At 69.1% G+C, this 16,370-nt stretch carries 17 protein-coding genes; 1 reads left to right on the top strand and 16 read right to left on the bottom strand.

The features are described 5' to 3' along the window. The first annotated feature begins 44 nt into the window (after positions 1-44). On the top strand, positions 45-479 hold the full coding sequence (locus P0W64_RS00890) for a hypothetical protein (protein ID WP_343232829.1): 435 nt from the start codon (positions 45-47) through the stop codon (positions 477-479). A 1-nt stretch (position 480) separates the two neighbouring features. Here the strand turns inward: P0W64_RS00890 and ruvB are convergent, their stop codons facing one another. The 16 genes from ruvB to P0W64_RS00810 all read right to left on the bottom strand — a co-directional run bounded on the left by ruvB (position 481) and on the right by P0W64_RS00810 (position 16,340). Next, positions 481-1,653 (bottom strand): Holliday junction branch migration DNA helicase RuvB, encoded by a 1,173-nt coding sequence (gene ruvB, locus P0W64_RS00885; protein WP_275478155.1) that lies wholly within the window; start codon positions 1,651-1,653, stop codon positions 481-483. Between the two features lie 4 nt (positions 1,654-1,657). After that, entirely contained in the window at positions 1,658-2,254 is a 597-nt protein-coding gene (ruvA, locus tag P0W64_RS00880; protein WP_275478154.1) for a Holliday junction branch migration protein RuvA, read from the bottom strand. Further along, positions 2,254-2,847 (bottom strand): crossover junction endodeoxyribonuclease RuvC, encoded by a 594-nt coding sequence (ruvC, locus tag P0W64_RS00875; RefSeq protein WP_275478153.1) that lies wholly within the window; start codon positions 2,845-2,847, stop codon positions 2,254-2,256. The genes ruvA and ruvC overlap by 1 nt, the downstream gene beginning before the upstream one ends. A gap of 109 nt (positions 2,848-2,956) precedes the next feature. Beyond that, complete coding sequence (locus P0W64_RS00870; protein WP_275478152.1) at positions 2,957-4,627, bottom strand: VanW family protein; 1,671 nt, start codon at positions 4,625-4,627, stop codon at positions 2,957-2,959. 35 nt (positions 4,628-4,662) lie between these two features. Then, positions 4,663-5,418 (bottom strand): YebC/PmpR family DNA-binding transcriptional regulator, encoded by a 756-nt coding sequence (locus tag P0W64_RS00865; protein WP_275478151.1) that lies wholly within the window; start codon positions 5,416-5,418, stop codon positions 4,663-4,665. Between the two features lie 41 nt (positions 5,419-5,459). Continuing rightward, positions 5,460-6,848 carry a wax ester/triacylglycerol synthase family O-acyltransferase gene (locus P0W64_RS00860; RefSeq protein ID WP_275478150.1) on the bottom strand — a complete coding sequence of 463 codons (1,389 nt, stop codon included), beginning with the start codon at positions 6,846-6,848 and terminating at the stop codon, positions 5,460-5,462. 92 nt (positions 6,849-6,940) lie between these two features. Then, on the bottom strand, positions 6,941-7,552 hold the full coding sequence (pdxT, locus tag P0W64_RS00855; RefSeq protein WP_275478149.1) for a pyridoxal 5'-phosphate synthase glutaminase subunit PdxT: 612 nt from the start codon (positions 7,550-7,552) through the stop codon (positions 6,941-6,943). Between the two features lie 20 nt (positions 7,553-7,572). Beyond that, positions 7,573-8,382: an acyl-CoA thioesterase II gene (locus P0W64_RS00850; RefSeq protein ID WP_275478148.1), complete on the bottom strand. Its 810-nt coding sequence runs from the start codon at positions 8,380-8,382 to the stop codon at positions 7,573-7,575. A gap of 39 nt (positions 8,383-8,421) precedes the next feature. Further along, the gene (locus P0W64_RS00845; protein ID WP_275478147.1) at positions 8,422-9,246 is read right to left on the bottom strand and encodes a protein phosphatase 2C domain-containing protein; all 825 of its coding nucleotides are present in this window, start codon (positions 9,244-9,246) and stop codon (positions 8,422-8,424) included. Next, positions 9,243-10,586 (bottom strand): RDD family protein, encoded by a 1,344-nt coding sequence (locus P0W64_RS00840; protein WP_275478146.1) that lies wholly within the window; start codon positions 10,584-10,586, stop codon positions 9,243-9,245. Before P0W64_RS00840 ends, P0W64_RS00845 begins: the two co-directional genes overlap by 4 nt. A gap of 318 nt (positions 10,587-10,904) precedes the next feature. Continuing rightward, a complete protein-coding gene (pdxS, locus tag P0W64_RS00835) occupies positions 10,905-11,822 on the bottom strand; it encodes a pyridoxal 5'-phosphate synthase lyase subunit PdxS (RefSeq protein ID WP_275478145.1) in 918 nt (305 codons plus the stop codon). A gap of 228 nt (positions 11,823-12,050) precedes the next feature. Further along, positions 12,051-13,070: an NUDIX domain-containing protein gene (locus P0W64_RS00830; protein ID WP_275478144.1), complete on the bottom strand. Its 1,020-nt coding sequence runs from the start codon at positions 13,068-13,070 to the stop codon at positions 12,051-12,053. Further along, positions 13,063-14,208 carry a glycosyltransferase family 4 protein gene (locus P0W64_RS00825; protein WP_275478143.1) on the bottom strand — a complete coding sequence of 382 codons (1,146 nt, stop codon included), beginning with the start codon at positions 14,206-14,208 and terminating at the stop codon, positions 13,063-13,065. Before P0W64_RS00825 ends, P0W64_RS00830 begins: the two co-directional genes overlap by 8 nt. 13 nt (positions 14,209-14,221) lie before the next feature. Further along, positions 14,222-15,145, bottom strand: coding sequence for a phosphatidylinositol mannoside acyltransferase (locus P0W64_RS00820; protein WP_275478269.1), 924 nt, complete (start codon positions 15,143-15,145; stop codon positions 14,222-14,224). Further along, positions 15,145-15,795 carry a phosphatidylinositol phosphate synthase gene (pgsA, locus tag P0W64_RS00815; protein WP_275478142.1) on the bottom strand — a complete coding sequence of 217 codons (651 nt, stop codon included), beginning with the start codon at positions 15,793-15,795 and terminating at the stop codon, positions 15,145-15,147. Before pgsA ends, P0W64_RS00820 begins: the two co-directional genes overlap by 1 nt. Next, the gene (locus P0W64_RS00810; RefSeq protein ID WP_275478141.1) at positions 15,789-16,340 is read right to left on the bottom strand and encodes an HIT domain-containing protein; all 552 of its coding nucleotides are present in this window, start codon (positions 16,338-16,340) and stop codon (positions 15,789-15,791) included. The genes pgsA and P0W64_RS00810 overlap by 7 nt, the downstream gene beginning before the upstream one ends. Positions 16,341-16,370 lie beyond the last annotated feature (30 nt).

Below are 16,370 nucleotides of genomic sequence, written 5' to 3'. Positions count from 1 at the left end.
GTAGCGACCTCGTTAGCCTGACCCTACGACGGAAGGAGAATGCGGTGCATTCGTTCTCGACCGCTGCGGCGATCCAGGTGGCCGTGGTCTTCGTATGGCTGGGCATGGTCCTGGCGATCTCGTTCCTCGAGGCGCCGATAAAGTTCCGCGCCCCGGGCATCACGATCCCACTCGGGGTCGGTATCGGCCGCCTGGTGTTCCGCGCGCTCAACGCCGTCGAGGCGGCACTCGCCGTAGCACTCGTCGTCTGCGTGAGCGTCGCGCCCGAGACGACGGCCGCCACCTGGGTGCCGGTCGCGATCCTCATCGCGGACCTGGCGGTCGGCGCTGGGGTCCTCCGCCCGGTGATGGACCGTCGCGTCGTCGCCGGCGACGTCACCGACGGGGTGCCCCGGCACAACCTGCACTTCGGCTACATCGGCCTCGAGGTCGCGAAAGTGGTGCTGCTGATCTGGCTCGGCATCGTCTCGCTGCCGTGAGTCAGAACAACGGGTCCTCGGGGTAGTCGCCGCGCACCTCGATACCCGATGCAAGCGTGCCCGCGGGTGGCTGTAGTCCTAGATGGTGCCACGCAGCGACGGTCGCCACGCGGCCCCGGGGCGTCCGGGCCAGCATGCCGGCACGCACCAGAAAGGGCTCGCACACCTCCTCCACGGTGCCCGGCTCCTCCCCGACCGCGACCGCCAGCGTCGAAACCCCCACGGGCCCACCGCCGAAGCTGCGGATGAGCGCCCCGAGCACTGCCCGATCGAGACGGTCGAGACCCAGCTCGTCGACGTCGTACACCTTGAGCGCACCCCGGGCGACGTCGACCGTGACCACACCGTCGGCGCGCACGTCGGCGAAGTCCCGGACCCGACGCAGCAATCGGTTCGCGATACGGGGCGTCCCGCGCGACCGACTCCCGATCTCTGCCGCCGCCTCGCGGTCGATGCGGATGCCGAGGATCCGCGCGCTGCGCTCGATCACCTGGATGAGCGCGTCCGTGTCGTAGAAGTCCATATGCGCTGTGAAACCGAAGCGGTCGCGCAGCGGTCCGGTCAGCGAACCCGACCGAGTGGTGGCACCGACCAGGGTGAAGGGCGCGACGTCCAGCGGAATCGACGTGGCACCCGGACCCTTGCCTACCACGACGTCGACCCGGAAGTCCTCCATCGCGAGGTACAGCATCTCCTCGGCCGGCCGCGCCATCCGGTGGATCTCGTCGATGAACAACACGTCGCCTTCAACGAGATTCGACAGCATCGCGGCGAGGTCGCCCGCGCGCTCGAGCGCCGGACCGGACGTCAGCCTCAGGGCCGCACCCATCTCTGCCGCGATGATCATCGCCAACGACGTCTTACCCAGCCCGGGCGGACCCGACAGCAGGATGTGGTCGGGCGTGGTCCCCCGCTTGCGCGCGCCGTGTAGCACCAGCTGCAACTGTTCACGTACCTTCGGCTGCCCGATGAACTCGTCGAGCGTTCGGGGACGCAAGGTGTCCGGATCGTCCGTCGCGTCCACCGCCGCACCGTCGACGAGTCGGTCCTCATCGAACCGATCCTGTGCACGCTCCGACACATCAGACTCTGCGCTCGGGCCGTGCCCGGCATCCAGCTCGTCCGGCCCGCTCACTCCGCGACCGGCGCCGTGGTCGAAGGGGTTGCCGCTCATGGCATCACGCCCGGCCCAGGATCTTCAGAGCATCGCGGAGCAACTCGGCGACCGGTCGATCCGCGCCCTCGCCGACGACGGCCGTGACGGCGGGCTCGGCCTGCTTGAGCGTGAACCCGAGGCCCTCCAGTGCGTCGATCAGCTGTTGTTCGACGCCGCCGCCGGCACCCACGACGACCGCGGGCTCGCCATTCGTACCCGGGGCCGCGATCTTGTCCTTGAGCTCGACGTGGATACGTTCGGCGACGCGCTTGCCCACACCGGGGATCAAGCACAACGTCTTGATCTCGCCGCCTGTGATCGCCCGTGCCATCTCACGTGGGTCGAGCACCGCGATCGCCGACATGGCGAGACGCGGGCCGATGCCCTGCACCGTCTGCAGCAGATGGAACAGCTCCTGCACCTCAGGATCGGTGAATCCGTAGAGGGTCATCGAGTCCTCGCGCACCACCATCGACGTGAGTAGCGACGCCTCGGCGCCGCGCGTCATCGACCCGGCCGTGGTAGGCGCGACCTGTACGCGATATCCGACTCCGCCGCACTCGATCACTACGTGGTCGAGCGCGATATGGAGCACCGGCCCCCGGAGCGACGCGATCATCACCTGACACCTCCCGCCGCGCGCGAACCCGCGGCCCTACGGCGGCTCTCCGCGAGCCGCTGCTGATACACCTTGCGCTGTTGTTCCGCCCTGCGCTCGGCCTCGGCCATGCGAGCGATCATCGGGGCGCGCCAGCAATGGCACACGGCCAACGCGAGCGCGTCGGCCGCATCCGCGGGCTCCGGGGCCTTCTGCATCCCGAGGATCCGCGTGATCATCGCAGTGACCTGAGCCTTGCCGGCTCGGCCGTTGCCCGTGACGGCCGCTTTCACTTCCGATGGTGTGTGGAAGTGCACGGCGATTCCTCGCCGCGCCGCGGCGAGAGCGACGACCCCGCCCGCCTGCGCGGTGCCCATCGCCGTCGAGACGTTGTGCTGGGTGAACACTCGCTCGATCGCGATCACGTCCGGCTCATGGGTGTCCATCCAATACTCCGCCGCATCCGAGACGGCCAGGAGCCGCTCCGCCAACTGCATATTCGACGGTGTCCGCACCACGTCGACGTCCAGGGCGGTCACCTTGCGCCCGGTCCCGGCCTCGACCACGGACAGTCCGCACCGTGTGAGCCCGGGATCGACCCCCATCACCCGCACGCCGAACCGCCTTCCACACGCCTGTCACGAAACTATGTTCGAGGGTAGCCGACACCACCGACAGGTTCGTTCAGCGACACGGGCGCCCCGCGCCCGCCGCCGCGGGGTCTCACTTCGTACAGATGACGTTGGGTTCGGGATCGTATTCGACGGTGTTCGTGTGGCGCGAGAGCTGAGCGCCGGTGCGGATGTCGGTGACCACGCGGGTGTCCGACACCGTGAAACCCGGCTGGCCGGTCGCTGCGATGCAGTCGTCTCCCGACAGCCGCTCGGTACCCGGCTGCGTCACCGCACTGCGGGAGCCCGTGATGGACTGCACCTTCCGTGTCTTCGTCGACCACATCCGCACGGTGACCGAAGACGAGTCCGCGAAGGCCTGGATCACCACGCCGTGCTGCGTGTCGTTCTTGAACGACAGGTCGATGGCGCCGTCGTACACCGTTGCCTCCCGCGCGGGTGGATACCGGGAGATGTAGTAGCTGTGTTCTGTGTGGTCGACGTCTTGCAGTCCAGCGAAGTACGCGGCGTTGTACAGCGTGGTCGCGAACTGCGAGATGCCGCCCCCCACCGCGCGGTCGGGCCGCCCATGATTGATGATCCCGGCGTCCACATATCCCTGTGCCGCCCCGCGGGTCCCGGTGTAACCGTTCAATGAGAAGGTCTCGCCCGGCAGGATCAACGCGCCGCTGACCTCCTCGGCCACCCGCCGGATGTTCTGACCCGAATCGGGTTTGAAGCCACCGGTCGTGAACTCGGAGACGACCTCCTTCACGCCCAGGCCCTTTGCACGCGCGGTGGTCACCTTGGGCCGCGTGGCCCGGAGGGTCGCGTCGACCGTGCGCCCGGCCCCCTTCGCGGTGACCGCATTCGAGACCGCCTCGGTCGTGCGCGTCCAATCCACGTCGCGGCCCACGGCCCCGGGTACGAGCACCGGTGCGCCGCCCTCGAAACGGAACGAGGCGTCCTTGGCTTTCACAGCCACCGGGGCCAGTCGCTTGCGGACGGTCGCTGCGAGCTTCGCCTGGTCGGTGCGCGCGACGAGCGCGCCCTTACCGTCGGGGCGGTACGAAAGGAAGCCTCCGATGTCCGTCGGCGTCACGCGCACCGTCGGCGCGCCCTTGCCGCGCACCACCACGTCCGACGCGACGACGTCGTGAGCCGCCCCGCGCATCGTGGCCTCGACCGTGGCCGCCGTGACAGTCGGCTGGGCCGTATCGGTGGGCACGTCCACCACGTGCGAATCGGGCCACGCCGCCGTGACCGCGGCGGCCGCCCGGCCGGGATCGATCGCTATACCAGGACGCGGCTGCACGGCCACAGGCCTACCCGACTTGAACTCGACGGCTCCATCGACCATCGCGTGGGTGAGTCGGGTCGCCGACCGCGCTACCGCGGAGTCGAACGTGGTCCGATCGACACGGGACGCGGCAGGCACCGTCGTGCGCCCGCCGAAAGTACCTGTCAGTGAGCGCCAGGGGGTGCGCGCCTCGATCGCCCGGTCGACGGTAGCAGGCACGTCGACCGCCAGCCCGAGCTCCGCGGGAGGCAGCACCACCGAGCCGTCGGGGGTCCGCAGGGTGACGCTGTCCGTCTGCCCGAACGTGGTGCGGGAGGCCAGCTTACGTTCGGCCTCGGCCCGGCTGAGACCACCGATGTCCACTCCTGCGGCGGTCGCGCCGGCGACGGTGACGTCGCGACCGACCCAGGCGGCTCCCGCCGCGCCGAGCAGCATGGCGACGGCCGCCACCACGATCGGCGTGCGCGCCACACGACCCGTCACGCTGGCCCTCCCTGCTCTCTCGACCCGGTCCCGACCTAGTCCTCGTCCAGTTCCGCGAGGACCTCGTCCGACACGTCGAGGTTGGTGTACACGTTCTGCACGTCGTCGCTGTCCTCCAGCGCATCGATCAGGCGGAACACTTTGCGCGCACCGTCGGCGTCGAGCGGGACGTCCACCGACGCCCGGAAGCCGGACTCGGCGGACTCGTAGTCGATGCCCGCCTCCTGGAGGGCACTGCGCACCGCCACCAGGTCGGTGGGCTCCGAGACGATCTCGAACTGCTCGCCGAGGTCGGAGACCTCCTCCGCACCCGCGTCGAGGACCGCAAGCAGCACGTCGTCCTCACTCTGCCCGTTCTTGTCTAGTGTCACGATGCCCTTGCGCGTGAAGAGGTAGGCGACGGACCCCGGATCCGCCATATTGCCGCCGTTGCGGGTCATCGCCACACGGACCTCGCCCGCGGCTCGGTTCCGGTTGTCCGTGAGGCACTCGATGAGCACTGCGACACCGTTCGGGCCGTAGCCCTCGTACATGATGGTCTGCCAGTCGGCGCCGCCCGCCTCCTCGCCGCCACCGCGCTTGCGTGCCCGCTCGATGTTGTCGTTGGGAACCGAGTTCTTCTTCGCCTTCTGGATGGCGTCGTAGAGAGTCGGATTGCCCTCGGGGTCACCACCGCCGGTACGCGCCGCGACCTCGATGTTCTTGATCAGCTTGGCGAACAGCTTGCCGCGCTTGGCGTCGATCGCAGCCTTCTTGTGCTTGGTGGTAGCCCATTTGGAGTGGCCGCTCATCGGTTCCTTCCGATCCGTTCATCACTTGCAACCTCGTGAGTTTACGTGAAGGCCTTCTCCAGGTCGGCCAACGCGTCCTCCAGGTGGTGGATGAGCCGCTGCAGCCGCGGCACCGCGGTGCGGCACCCGACGATGCCGAACTCGAGGTTCCGGTCGTTGGTGCAGATCGTTATGTTCATCGCCTGCCCGTCCAACGCGATCGACGCGGGATAGACGCCGTCGAGGCGCGCGCCGTTCCAGTACATCGGCTGCTTCGGCCCGGGCACGTTGGAGATGACCAGATTGAACGGCGGCCTGGCGCGGCGCACGAGACTCGGGACACCACTCATCGAGACGCCCAGGCCGGCGATGTTGGCCGCGCTCATCGCCAGGATCTGCAGCGGCGACAGCTCACCCATCACGCGACGCGCCGCGCGCACCGAGTTGTGGACGGCGGTGAGTCGCTCGGCCGGGTCGACGACGTCGGTGCCGAGCGTCGCGATGATCGCGCCAACCGCGTTCGACTGCTCGACATCGCTCTCCTTGCGCAGCGAGACGGGCACCATGGCGGTGAGCGACCTGTCCGGCAGGGCACCCAACTCGAGTAGATATGCGCGCAGCGCGGCACCGCACATCGCGAGGACCACGTCGTTGACAGTCGCGCCCGCCGCGGAGCGGACCGCGTCGATGCGATCGAGCGAGTACGACTGCGCGACGAATCGCCGCGCCCCGCCGATCGGCACGTTGAACAGGGTGTCGGGGGCTTGGAAGGGTGCCGTGTAATCGTGGTCGCGCAGCACGGTACCGACGACCTTCAACGAAGCGGGCAGCATGCCGAGCACCTCTCCCGTGACGCCTCCCGCCTGCCGAACGACGTCGAGCGGAGCCAGCAGCCCGCTGCTCTTGTGTCTGGACGGCGTGCCGTGTCGCGCCCCCAGGCCCGGCTGCCAGTACGCGCGGCCCTCGCGGTCGTCCGGGTCCGACGACAACGCGAGACCCATATAGCGCAGGGCCGAGACACCATCGCATAACGAATGGTGGCACTTGCTGAACACTGCGAACCGGCCGTCGTCGAGCCCCTCGACGACCTGCACCTCCCACATCGGGCGGTGCCGGTCGAGCAAGGTCTCGTGCCATAGCGAGACCTGCTGGAAGAGCTCGCGGATCCGGCCCGGTCGTGGTAGCGCCGAGTGCCGCACGTGGTACTCCGTGTCGATGGATTCGACCCGACTCCACCACGTGTTGCCGACGATGCCCACGGGATCGGCGGGACGGCGGCCGAAGCGCTCCGAGACCTCGGTCTGCGAGCGCAGCCGCTCCACCATCTCCCGGACGAAATCCGGTCCGGCGCCGTCGGGCGGGCGGAACAGCTGTAACCCACCCACGTGCATCGGGTGCTCACGGGACTCGGCGATCAGGAACATCGAATCGGTAACCGGCATATAGCTCATCGACCCGCTCCTCGCGCCACGGCAGCAATCACTCCCCCAGTCTGGACCGCACCCCGCTGTGGCGGGTCGGCTTGGCTATTACGCACAGGTGGTCACGCTCGTTCCGCCAGTCGCACGAAGTACTCGTGCATCCGCAGATCGCCAGTCACCTCGGGGTGGAACGACGTGGCCACCGCATCGCCCTGCCGCACCGCGACGGCGTGCGTGCGCGATTCTGCGCCGTGCGGAGCTACGTCGACGCCGGCGAGCACCTGCACACCGGCGCCGACGGACTCCACCCACGGGGCGCGGATGAACACCGCGCGCATCGGACCGCCGTCGACGCCCGTGACGTCCAAGTCCGTCTCGAACGAATCGACTTGACGACCGAAAGCATTGCGCCGCACCGTCATATCGATCGCCCCGAGACTGCGCATATCGGGCCGGGTATCGAGCACAGACGACGCCAGCATGATCATGCCCGCACACGATCCGTACGCCGGGAGCCCCTCCGCCAGAGCCGCCCTCAACGGCTCGTAGAGCCCGAACACGCCCAGTAGCCGGCTCATCGTGGTCGACTCCCCACCGGGGATCACCATCCCATCGACCCGCGCCAGATCCGAGGGGGTCCGCACTGGCAGCGAATCGGCTCCCACCGCGGCCAGGGCCGCCCGATGCTCCCGGACGTCGCCCTGCAACGCCAACACCCCGATGCGCACGCTCACGCGGGCAGCCTATCGACGCGTCACACGTGGAACCGCAGGAGCCCCTCCTGGATCACCACGGCGGCCAGGGTCCCGTCGCGCGTGAAGATCCGGCCCGCGGTGAGCGCCCTGCCGCCACCCGCCGACGGCGAACGCTGGTCGTACAGCAACCACTCGTCGGCACGGAAGCGGCGCAGGAACCACATCGCGTGATCCAGGGACGCCGCCTGGTAGGGGGACCCCTCGTGCGGCACGCGCGCGGACATGAGCAGTGTCATGTCACTCATGTAAGCGAGAGCGGCGACGTGGAAGCTGTGCTCGTGCGGCAGCGGATCGCGGTGACGGAACCACACCTGCTGGTGCACCGCCTGTCCGGGCCGCTGCTCGGTCTTCTCCTGCGGCACGATCCGGATGTCGAAGTCCATCCATTCGCGCAGCACCGGACGCGAGTCGGCCGTCTCACGAGCGTCCGGCACATCCTCCGGCGGGATCGCCGGCGGCATCTCGTCGGAGTGCTCGACGCCCACTTCCTCCCGCTGGAAGGAAGCCGACATGGTGAAGATCGCCTCACCAGCCTGCATGCCCGTGACGCGGCGTGTGGTGAACGAGCGACCGTCACGAATCCGATCGACCAGGAAGACGGTGTCGGCCTTGGTGTTTCCGGGACGCAGGAAATAGCCGTGCAGCGAATGCACGAGCGAACCCTCGTCGACGGTGGCGTTCGCCGAGCGCAACGCCTGGCCCGCCACCTGCCCGCCGAAGGTCTTGGGCAGGATCGACTCGGCGTGGATACCGCGGAAGATGTCCCGGTCGATCTGCTCCAGCTTCAGCAGCTCCTGGATGCTCGTCACGCATGGTGACTCTACCGGCCTGCCGAACGGGCTCCGCCTCTACGCCACCGGCTCCGCGGACTCGGCGAGCGTCGTGGTGACGTCCACCACGACGACGGTGACGTTGTCCCTACCACCTGCGTTCAGCGCGGCGGAGATCAGCTGTTCCGCACACTCGTCGATCGGCGCATCGCTATCCAGGATCGCCAGGATCTCGTCATCGGTGAGCTCGCCGTTGAGGCCGTCCGAGCAGAGCAGCAGCTTCTCCTCCGGCTGCGCGGGAACGATCCAGAAGTCGGCGTCCGGCTCCATACCCGCGCCGAGGGCGCGCGTGATGACGTTGCGGCGCGGATCCGTGCGAGCCTGCTCCGGGCTCAGGAACCCACCGTTCACCAGTTCCTGCACCTGCGAGTGATCCACGGTCAACTGCTCGAAGTAGCCGCCGGCCAGCCGGTAGGTGCGCGAGTCGCCGATGTTCACCACCAGCCAGTGCGGCACGCCCTCGTAGGTCGTCAGGACGACGCCGGTCACCGTCGTGCCCGCACGCTTGCCGGAATCGGAGTCGATACCCTCGATGGTCGCGTGCGCGCTGCGCAGGCGGTCGACCACCGACTCCATCACGGCCTGCGCATCCTGCGGCTCGGCCCCGAACACCTCGGCGAGCGCCTCGAGGGCCGCGGCGCTGGCGACCTCCCCCCGATCATGCCCGCCCATGCCGTCTGCGAGCAGGAAGAGGCCGGGTCCGGTGAGCGCACCGTCCTCGTTCGTCATACGGACGCGTCCCGGGTTGCTGATGGCGACCCAACGCATCGAAACGCCGCCGACGGTGCCGTAGCTGACGCCGGAACGGGCCGAGCCGTCCCCGCCCGTCTCCTCGACCGTCATCCGGCGAGCACCTTGAAACTCCGCTGGCCGATGTGCACGACACTCCCCCTCTCGACGACGTAACGCTCGCCCGGGGTGAGTTCCGTCCAGGTGTCGCGGTAGGAGATGGCAGAACCGTTGGTGGAGCCCACATCCTCGACCCACAGCTCACCGCGGGTCAGGCCGAACCGCATATGCGTCTTGGACACCGATGCGGTGTCGTCGACCAGCACATGCCTGTTGATGGTGGATCCGTCGACACCGTTCGGCACGACGGGCTCGCGGCCCAGGAGTCCCTCGCCGTTGACGTCGAGCGCATGTCCGTCGTCGAACCGGAGCTGGATCGGTGCGTGCACGCCCGGCGCAGTGCGCGGGGGCATCCCGGTGACAGGCGCCGATGGACGCGGTACCGCTGGGCCGGCCGGTCGCTGCCCCTGCTGCGGCGGCCGCGGTGCCACGGACCGCAGGGGACCCTGCTGGCCGGGCCGCGGCTGCGACGGCGCCGAAGGTCGCGGCCCCGGGGGCTGCTGCGGCAACGTCGGCCGGGGACCGGCCGGGGGCACACCCGGCCCGCCCGGGCCGACGAGGCCCGACGGTGCAGGGCCCTGCGGGCCCGGGCCAGGCGTCTGCCGGACGGTCGGCTGGTCGGGTGGACGCACCTCGGTCGCCTCGGTCACCGCCTCGGCGTCGCCACCCGCGGGCGGACCGAAGCGCGGGGCACCCGTCGCCTCGGACAGGGTCGGCGGTGCGAGGCGCGCACGCCCCTCGTCATCGAGTTCCTCGCCGGGCTCCGGCAGAACCGCCGTCGCACCCGGCGCACCAAAGCCGGCGAGACGGGATTCGGTACGGGCGTCGTCCTCGGGCTCAGCTCCGGACACGGGCTCGGTCGCATCGACGGTGACGGTGCGCGAGACCTTCTCGTGGATGCCGCGGTGGAACCCGGACTTGTCTGCGAGCGCCGTCCAGGCCGGGAGGTAGACGACCACCGACAGGATGTCGAACACGATCGAACGCGCGGCAGCCATCGGGTATCCGGGGACGCGGGCCGTGTGCTCATCGACCACACGGAGCTGCGCGAGCGCCTTGCCGGGGCTCGCACCGAACGCGCCGTGTAGGGCGACCGAGGCGACGAGCGCCACCAGGGCGCCGACTCCGGCGAGGATCCAGCCCATCTGCAGGTCGGCGAGAACGTTGATGATCAGGCCCACGGCGACGGCCGTACCCACCAGGCACAGATCCGCGATGTACGCCAGCACGCGCAGGACGATCGGTGCGGGCGTCCCGTCGATCGAGAGGTCGGAGTGCCGATCCGCGGAGTAGGGCTCCTCCGTCTCGGACGGCGTCGAAGCTGAAACGGACATGGACTCTGCCTAACTCCCCTGCTCGCAGGCAGGCATCCGCCCGCCTGATTTCGGTATCGACGACGCTATAACGAATCTACCGTCGGCCGCAGGCGACATGCCGTCATGCAGCGCACCGTCCACCGACGGCGATTCGTCACGAGCGCGTTCTGCTCTGCACGAATCTCGTCCAGCCAGCTATCCGGCAATGTGTCATCGGACGGAGTCTACTTACCCACCCGACAGATGGATGCAGGAGTCGGGATCACCGAGCACATCAGGCCGTCACGGCGAGACCGGCGCCGGCGAAGCCGCGGTGGATCCCCAGTCGGCGCCGGCCTACCAGCCGCGCTCGGCGAGGCGGTGTGGCTGCGGGATGTCGTCGACGTTGATGCCCACCATGGCCTCGCCGAGACCGCGGGACACCTCGGCCAGCTTGGCCGGGTCGTCGTAGAACGTCGTGGCGGCGACGATCGCCTTGGCACGGTGCTCGGGGTTGCCGGACTTGAAGATGCCCGAGCCCACGAACACGCCCTCGGCACCGAGCTGCATCATCATCGCGGCATCCGCCGGGGTCGCGATGCCGCCGGCGGTGAAGAGGGTGACGGGCAGCTTGCCGGCCTTGGCGACCTCGACGACCAGATCGTACGGCGCCTGCAGTTCCTTGGCCGCTACGTACAGCTCGTCCTCGGGCAGCGACGTCAGCCGACGGATCTCGTCGCGGATCTTCCGCATGTGCGTGGTCGCGTTCGAGACGTCGCCCGTGCCGGCTTCACCCTTGGAGCGGATCATGGCCGCGCCCTCCGTGATTCGACGCAGCGCCTCGCCCAGGTTGGTGGCGCCACAGACGAACGGCACTGTGAAGGCGAACTTGTCGATGTGGTTGCTGTAGTCCGCCGGTGTCAGCACCTCGGACTCGTCGATGTAGTCCACGCCGAGCGCCTGGAGGATCTGGGCCTCGACGAAGTGGCCGATACGGGCCTTCGCCATCACCGGGATCGAGACGGCCGAGATGATGCCGTCGATCATGTCCGGGTCGCTCATCCGCGAGACGCCGCCCTGGGCGCGGATGTCTGCGGGCACCCGCTCGAGCGCCATCACCGCCACAGCGCCGGCGTCCTCGGCGATCTTGGCCTGCTCCGGCGTGACCACGTCCATGATCACCCCACCCTTGAGCATCTCGGCCATGCCCCGCTTCACGCGCGCGGTGCCGGTGACGGGGGCGGCCGTATCGGTGGTCTGGGACTCGGTGGTCACGTCGATTACTCCTGCTGGCTGTGCTCGGCCACCGCCCGGACGGGCGGCGCATCGGCCCTCCATTCAACCCGATGGAGCACATCTCCGTGGGCTCGGGTGCGCCGCGTGCCCGGTCCGGGACGGCCGGGTGACCTCGCCGCTCCCTAGTAGAAGTATCCGTCCCGCCTGTTAAACCGGGTGGGACGGATACTTCTACTAGGGAGCGGTACTTCTGATCGGGCGCGGCGGCTACTGGATGTCGACGGCGACCAGTGGGCCGACCGAGTGCACGGCGGCGTGAGCCTGCGCGAGCCGCGCCGACAGCTCGACGGGGAACACGGGCCGTTCGGCAGCTAGCGCATTGAGCTCTGCGCCCGTACACCAACGCAGTTCGTCGACCACCTGCGCCTCCATCTCCCCGAGTCGCACGGGCGCGGGTGTGAACCGCGCGACCTGGCATACGAAGAAGAACTCGACCGAGTCGAACCGCTGCCCCGCGAACGTGAACACCGCCTGTCGACGGAACACCGGCCCGCGCAGCAAGGCACGGTCGAGACGCAGCCCCGTCTCCTCGTAGACCTCACGCACGGCGGCATCCACGAGTTCCTCGCCCTCGTCGACGCCCCCGCCTACGCTGAACCAGAACCCGGGCGAGCCCGGAACCTGTGGGTCGTGTCCTCGGATCAGGAGCACGGCGCCCTCCGGGTCGAACAACAGCACGCGCGCCGAGACGCGCGGGCGCCCCTCGATGACGGGCGTCTCCACCGCACCACCGCGGTCGACGATCTCGAAGTATGCCGGCATCGGAGCGGTGCCGCCAAGGTGGAACCACCGCACGAACCGGCGCCCTCGCAGCGCGCGGGTGTCGCGCACTGCGTCGTTATGGAAGCGGCGGGCGATCATCACGCGGGCGTCCGCGTCGGCGAGTTCGGCGACCAGGGCCGACGGGAGCGACTCCGCCTCCAGGGTCGATAGGGCCGCGGACAGACGGTTCTCGCGCACCTCACGCTGGGGCCGCTCCGCCGCCTCTGCGCGATCGGCGAACCCACGCAATCGCTCTGCCTTGTCGGCGGGCAGGGACACGGCGACCGTGCGCGCCACCGCCGCTCGCCGAGCCAGCGCCGACTCGAGTGCCTGCCACGACAGGTCCGTCCGGACGTGCAACCGGTCCAGACGGTGCGCGGTCTGGTACGCGGTCACCGCCACGGCGACCAGGATCAACAGGATCAGGCCCGCAACGATGACCGTGGTAGCGGTGAGGCTAATCATCGACACTCACCACCACGCCCGGGACCGCGACCGTCTCGTAAACACGCAGCACCTGGAGCGCTACTACAGACCAGTCGAACCTCCGGACCGCCGCCGACGCCCGCTGGACGAGCGCCTCACGGCGCGCGTCGTCGGAGAGCAGCCCCGACACCGCCTCGCCGAGCGCGATGCCGTCGCCGACGGGGACGAGGACTCCGACGGGATCCTCGGATCGCGGGACCACCCCGCCGTCGAGAACCCGCTCGAACGCGTTGAGGTCGCTCGCGACGACTGCCGCACGGGCGGCCATGGCCTCCACCAGCACGATGCCGAAGCTCTCGCCGCCGGTGTTGGGCGCGACGTACACGTCGGCCGAGCGTAAGGCCCGCTTCTTCTCTTCATCCGTGACCGCGCCGAGCAGCTTCAGGTGGCCGGCGAGAGGACCGGCCTCGCGCCGCAGACGCTGCTCATCGCCCCTGCCGATAACCAAGACCTCGACGTCCGGGTGTGCGTCGACTATGGCGGGAAGCGCCTCGAGGAACACGTGCATGCCCTTGCGCGGCTCGTCGTAGCGCCCAAGAAAGAGCACCGTCTTACCGGGGCGGGGGTACCCCGGAAGCGGCTCGGACCGCGCGAACGCGTCGACGTCCACGCCGTTCGGGATCTCGATGGCGTCCGATCCGAGGGATTCCATCTGCCAGCGCCGGGCGAGCTCCGATACCGCGATCTTGCCGCGGATCTTCTCGTGCGAAGGCCGCAGCACACCCTGGAACACGCTCAGCACGAGAGAGCGCGTGGTCGAGGTGTGGAACGTCGCGACGATGGGCCCCTCCGCGATCGCCAGCGACAACATCCCGAGGCTCGGGGCATTCGGCTCGTGCACGTGCAACACGTCGAAGTGTCCGTCCTTCAGCCACTTCCGCAACCGCGAGAACGCGACGGGACCGAAGCTCAGCCGCGACACCGACCCGTTATACGGGATGGCGACGGCTTTGCCCGACGACACCACGAAGTCCGGCAGCGGGGTGTCCTTCGAGGACGGTGTCAGCACGGACACCTCGTGCCCCATGCCGATTAGTACTCGCGCCAGGTCGGCGACGTGTGCCTGGACTCCGCCGGCAACGTCGAACGAGTACGGGCAGATCATGCCGATCCGCACGCCGCTCCTCCTCTCACGCCTCGGGCGCGCGGTCGGCGCCCAGGATCCGCTCGCGCCGCGCCTGTGACCAGTCCGCCTCCCAGAGCGGCTGCAGCATGTGCCAGTCCGCAGGGTGCGCGGCGATATTGCGCTCGAACGCCTCCGCGAGCTTCTGCGTCGCGTAGGCGACTCCCCTGGACACGTCGATCTCGTCCTCCGCCTTGAAGCCCCAGCCACCGTCGGTGAACCAGCAGTGCACGGGCAGCAGCGGGGCGCCCGTGTCGATCGCGAGCTTCGCCGGGCCCGCGGGCATGCGCGTCGGCTCGCCGAAGAAGGTCACGGGTACGCCATGCCGCGCGAGGTCGCGCTCGCCGAGAAGACACACCACGCCGCCCGCCCGCAGCCGGTCCGCAAGCTGCGGGAACGGGGGCTGCTCACCACCGGATAGCGGGAAGACCTCGAAGCCGAGGGTCTCTCGATAGTCGACGAAGCGACGGAACAGGGACTCGGGCTCGAGCCGCTCGGCGACGGTGGCGAACTTCCCGTAGCGGTGGACGAGCCACACGCCCGCCATGTCCCAGTTGCCGCTGTGCGGCAGGGCCAGCACCGCGCCGCGGCCCGCGGCCATGGCCTCGTGCAGCGGCTCTGCGTCGACGAAGCGGTCGATGCTGCGCCCGACCTCGCCCAGATCCATGGACGGTAGCCGGAACGCTTCCTTCCAGTACCGCGCGTACGACCGGACTGCGTCGACCATCAGGGCCTCCGGGACGTCGGCCGGGTCTACACCGATCACGCGGGCCAGGTTGCGTCGCAACTGTTCCGGGCCGCCGTCGCGGCGCCCGACCAGCGCCCCGACGCCGTCGACCCCCCACTGCGCGATGCGGTCCGGGATGCGCCGCGTGACCGCCCATCCCGCCCCGTAGCCGAGATCGGCTGCGCGCGAACGAAGTTCGGAGATCACTCGTCGTCTCCGTCCGCAGGCCTGCCGAGGGGTAGGAGCTCCGTCGCGCCCGGCGACCGCAGGACGCTGACCGCCCGCTGGACGACGGTGACGACACTCAATATCGCGAGCACCCACATGGCGATCAGGACGGCCCACCACACGCCGAGACCGGTGAATCCGGCGCCGACCAGCACGATGATGAGCCGGTCCGGACGCTCGATCCAGCCGCCGTCGCCGTTGAGACCGGACGCCTCCGCGCGCGCCTTGGCATACGAGATGACCTGCGATGTGACGAGGCAGATCAGGGTCGCGATCAGCAGGTTCCAGCGGTTGCCGTCGTGGAAGACCGACCACCAGGCGAGGCCCGCGAAGATCGCGCCGTCGGCGATGCGATCGCACGTCGCGTCGAGCCAGGCGCCGAAGCGCGTCCCGCCGCCCCGGGCCCGCGCCATCGCGCCGTCGAGCATGTCGAACATGACGAAGAACCAGATGACCATCGTGCCCCAGAACAGGTGACCGCTGGGGAACAGCAGCACCGCTGCGGCCACGGAACACACGGTCCCGAACACCGTCACCGCGTCCGGCGTCAGACCGGTCTTGATGAGCGCGCGACCCATCGGCAGCGTCACCTTGGAGACCGACGCGCGGCCCCGGATGCTCAGCATCGTTCGAGGTCCTTCCATGCCTGCGCCATCAGGTCCCGGGTACGTCCCAGAACCTGGGGCAGGACCTTGGTCCCGCTGAGCACCGTGATGTAGTTGGCGTCCCCGGCCCACCGCGGCACGATGTGCTGGTGCAGGTGCTCGGCGATCGAACCGCCGCCCGCGCGACCGAGGTTCAAGCCCACATTGAACGCGTCGGGCTGCGAGATCGACTTGATCACGCGGATCGTCTTCTGCGTCAACCGCATCAGTTCCACCGACTCGTCGTCGGTAAGGTCCTCGAGATTCGCGACCTTCCGGTACGGCACGACCATCGCGTGGCCCGGGTTGTAGGGGAACAGGTTGAGTACGACGTAGGCGGTCTCACCGCGCGCGACGATGAGCCCCTCCTCATCGGAGAGCTTCGGGATCTCGAGAAACGCCGTGCTGCCCTTGGGCACCGCCGGGGCCTCGGCGATATACGCCATCCGGTACGGCGCCCAGAGCCGCTCGATCGTGTCCTCGGCACCGACGCCGAAATCCCGGTACCGACCGTCCTCTTCGGCCATCGATGCTCCCTCTGCCCCTCTTGCTGCGAT

The organism is Tsukamurella sp. 8F, from assembly GCF_029167375.1.
In the GTDB taxonomy this organism is placed as follows: domain Bacteria; phylum Actinomycetota; class Actinomycetes; order Mycobacteriales; family Mycobacteriaceae; genus Tsukamurella.
This window is presented reverse-complemented; position numbering and strand designations above follow the sequence as displayed.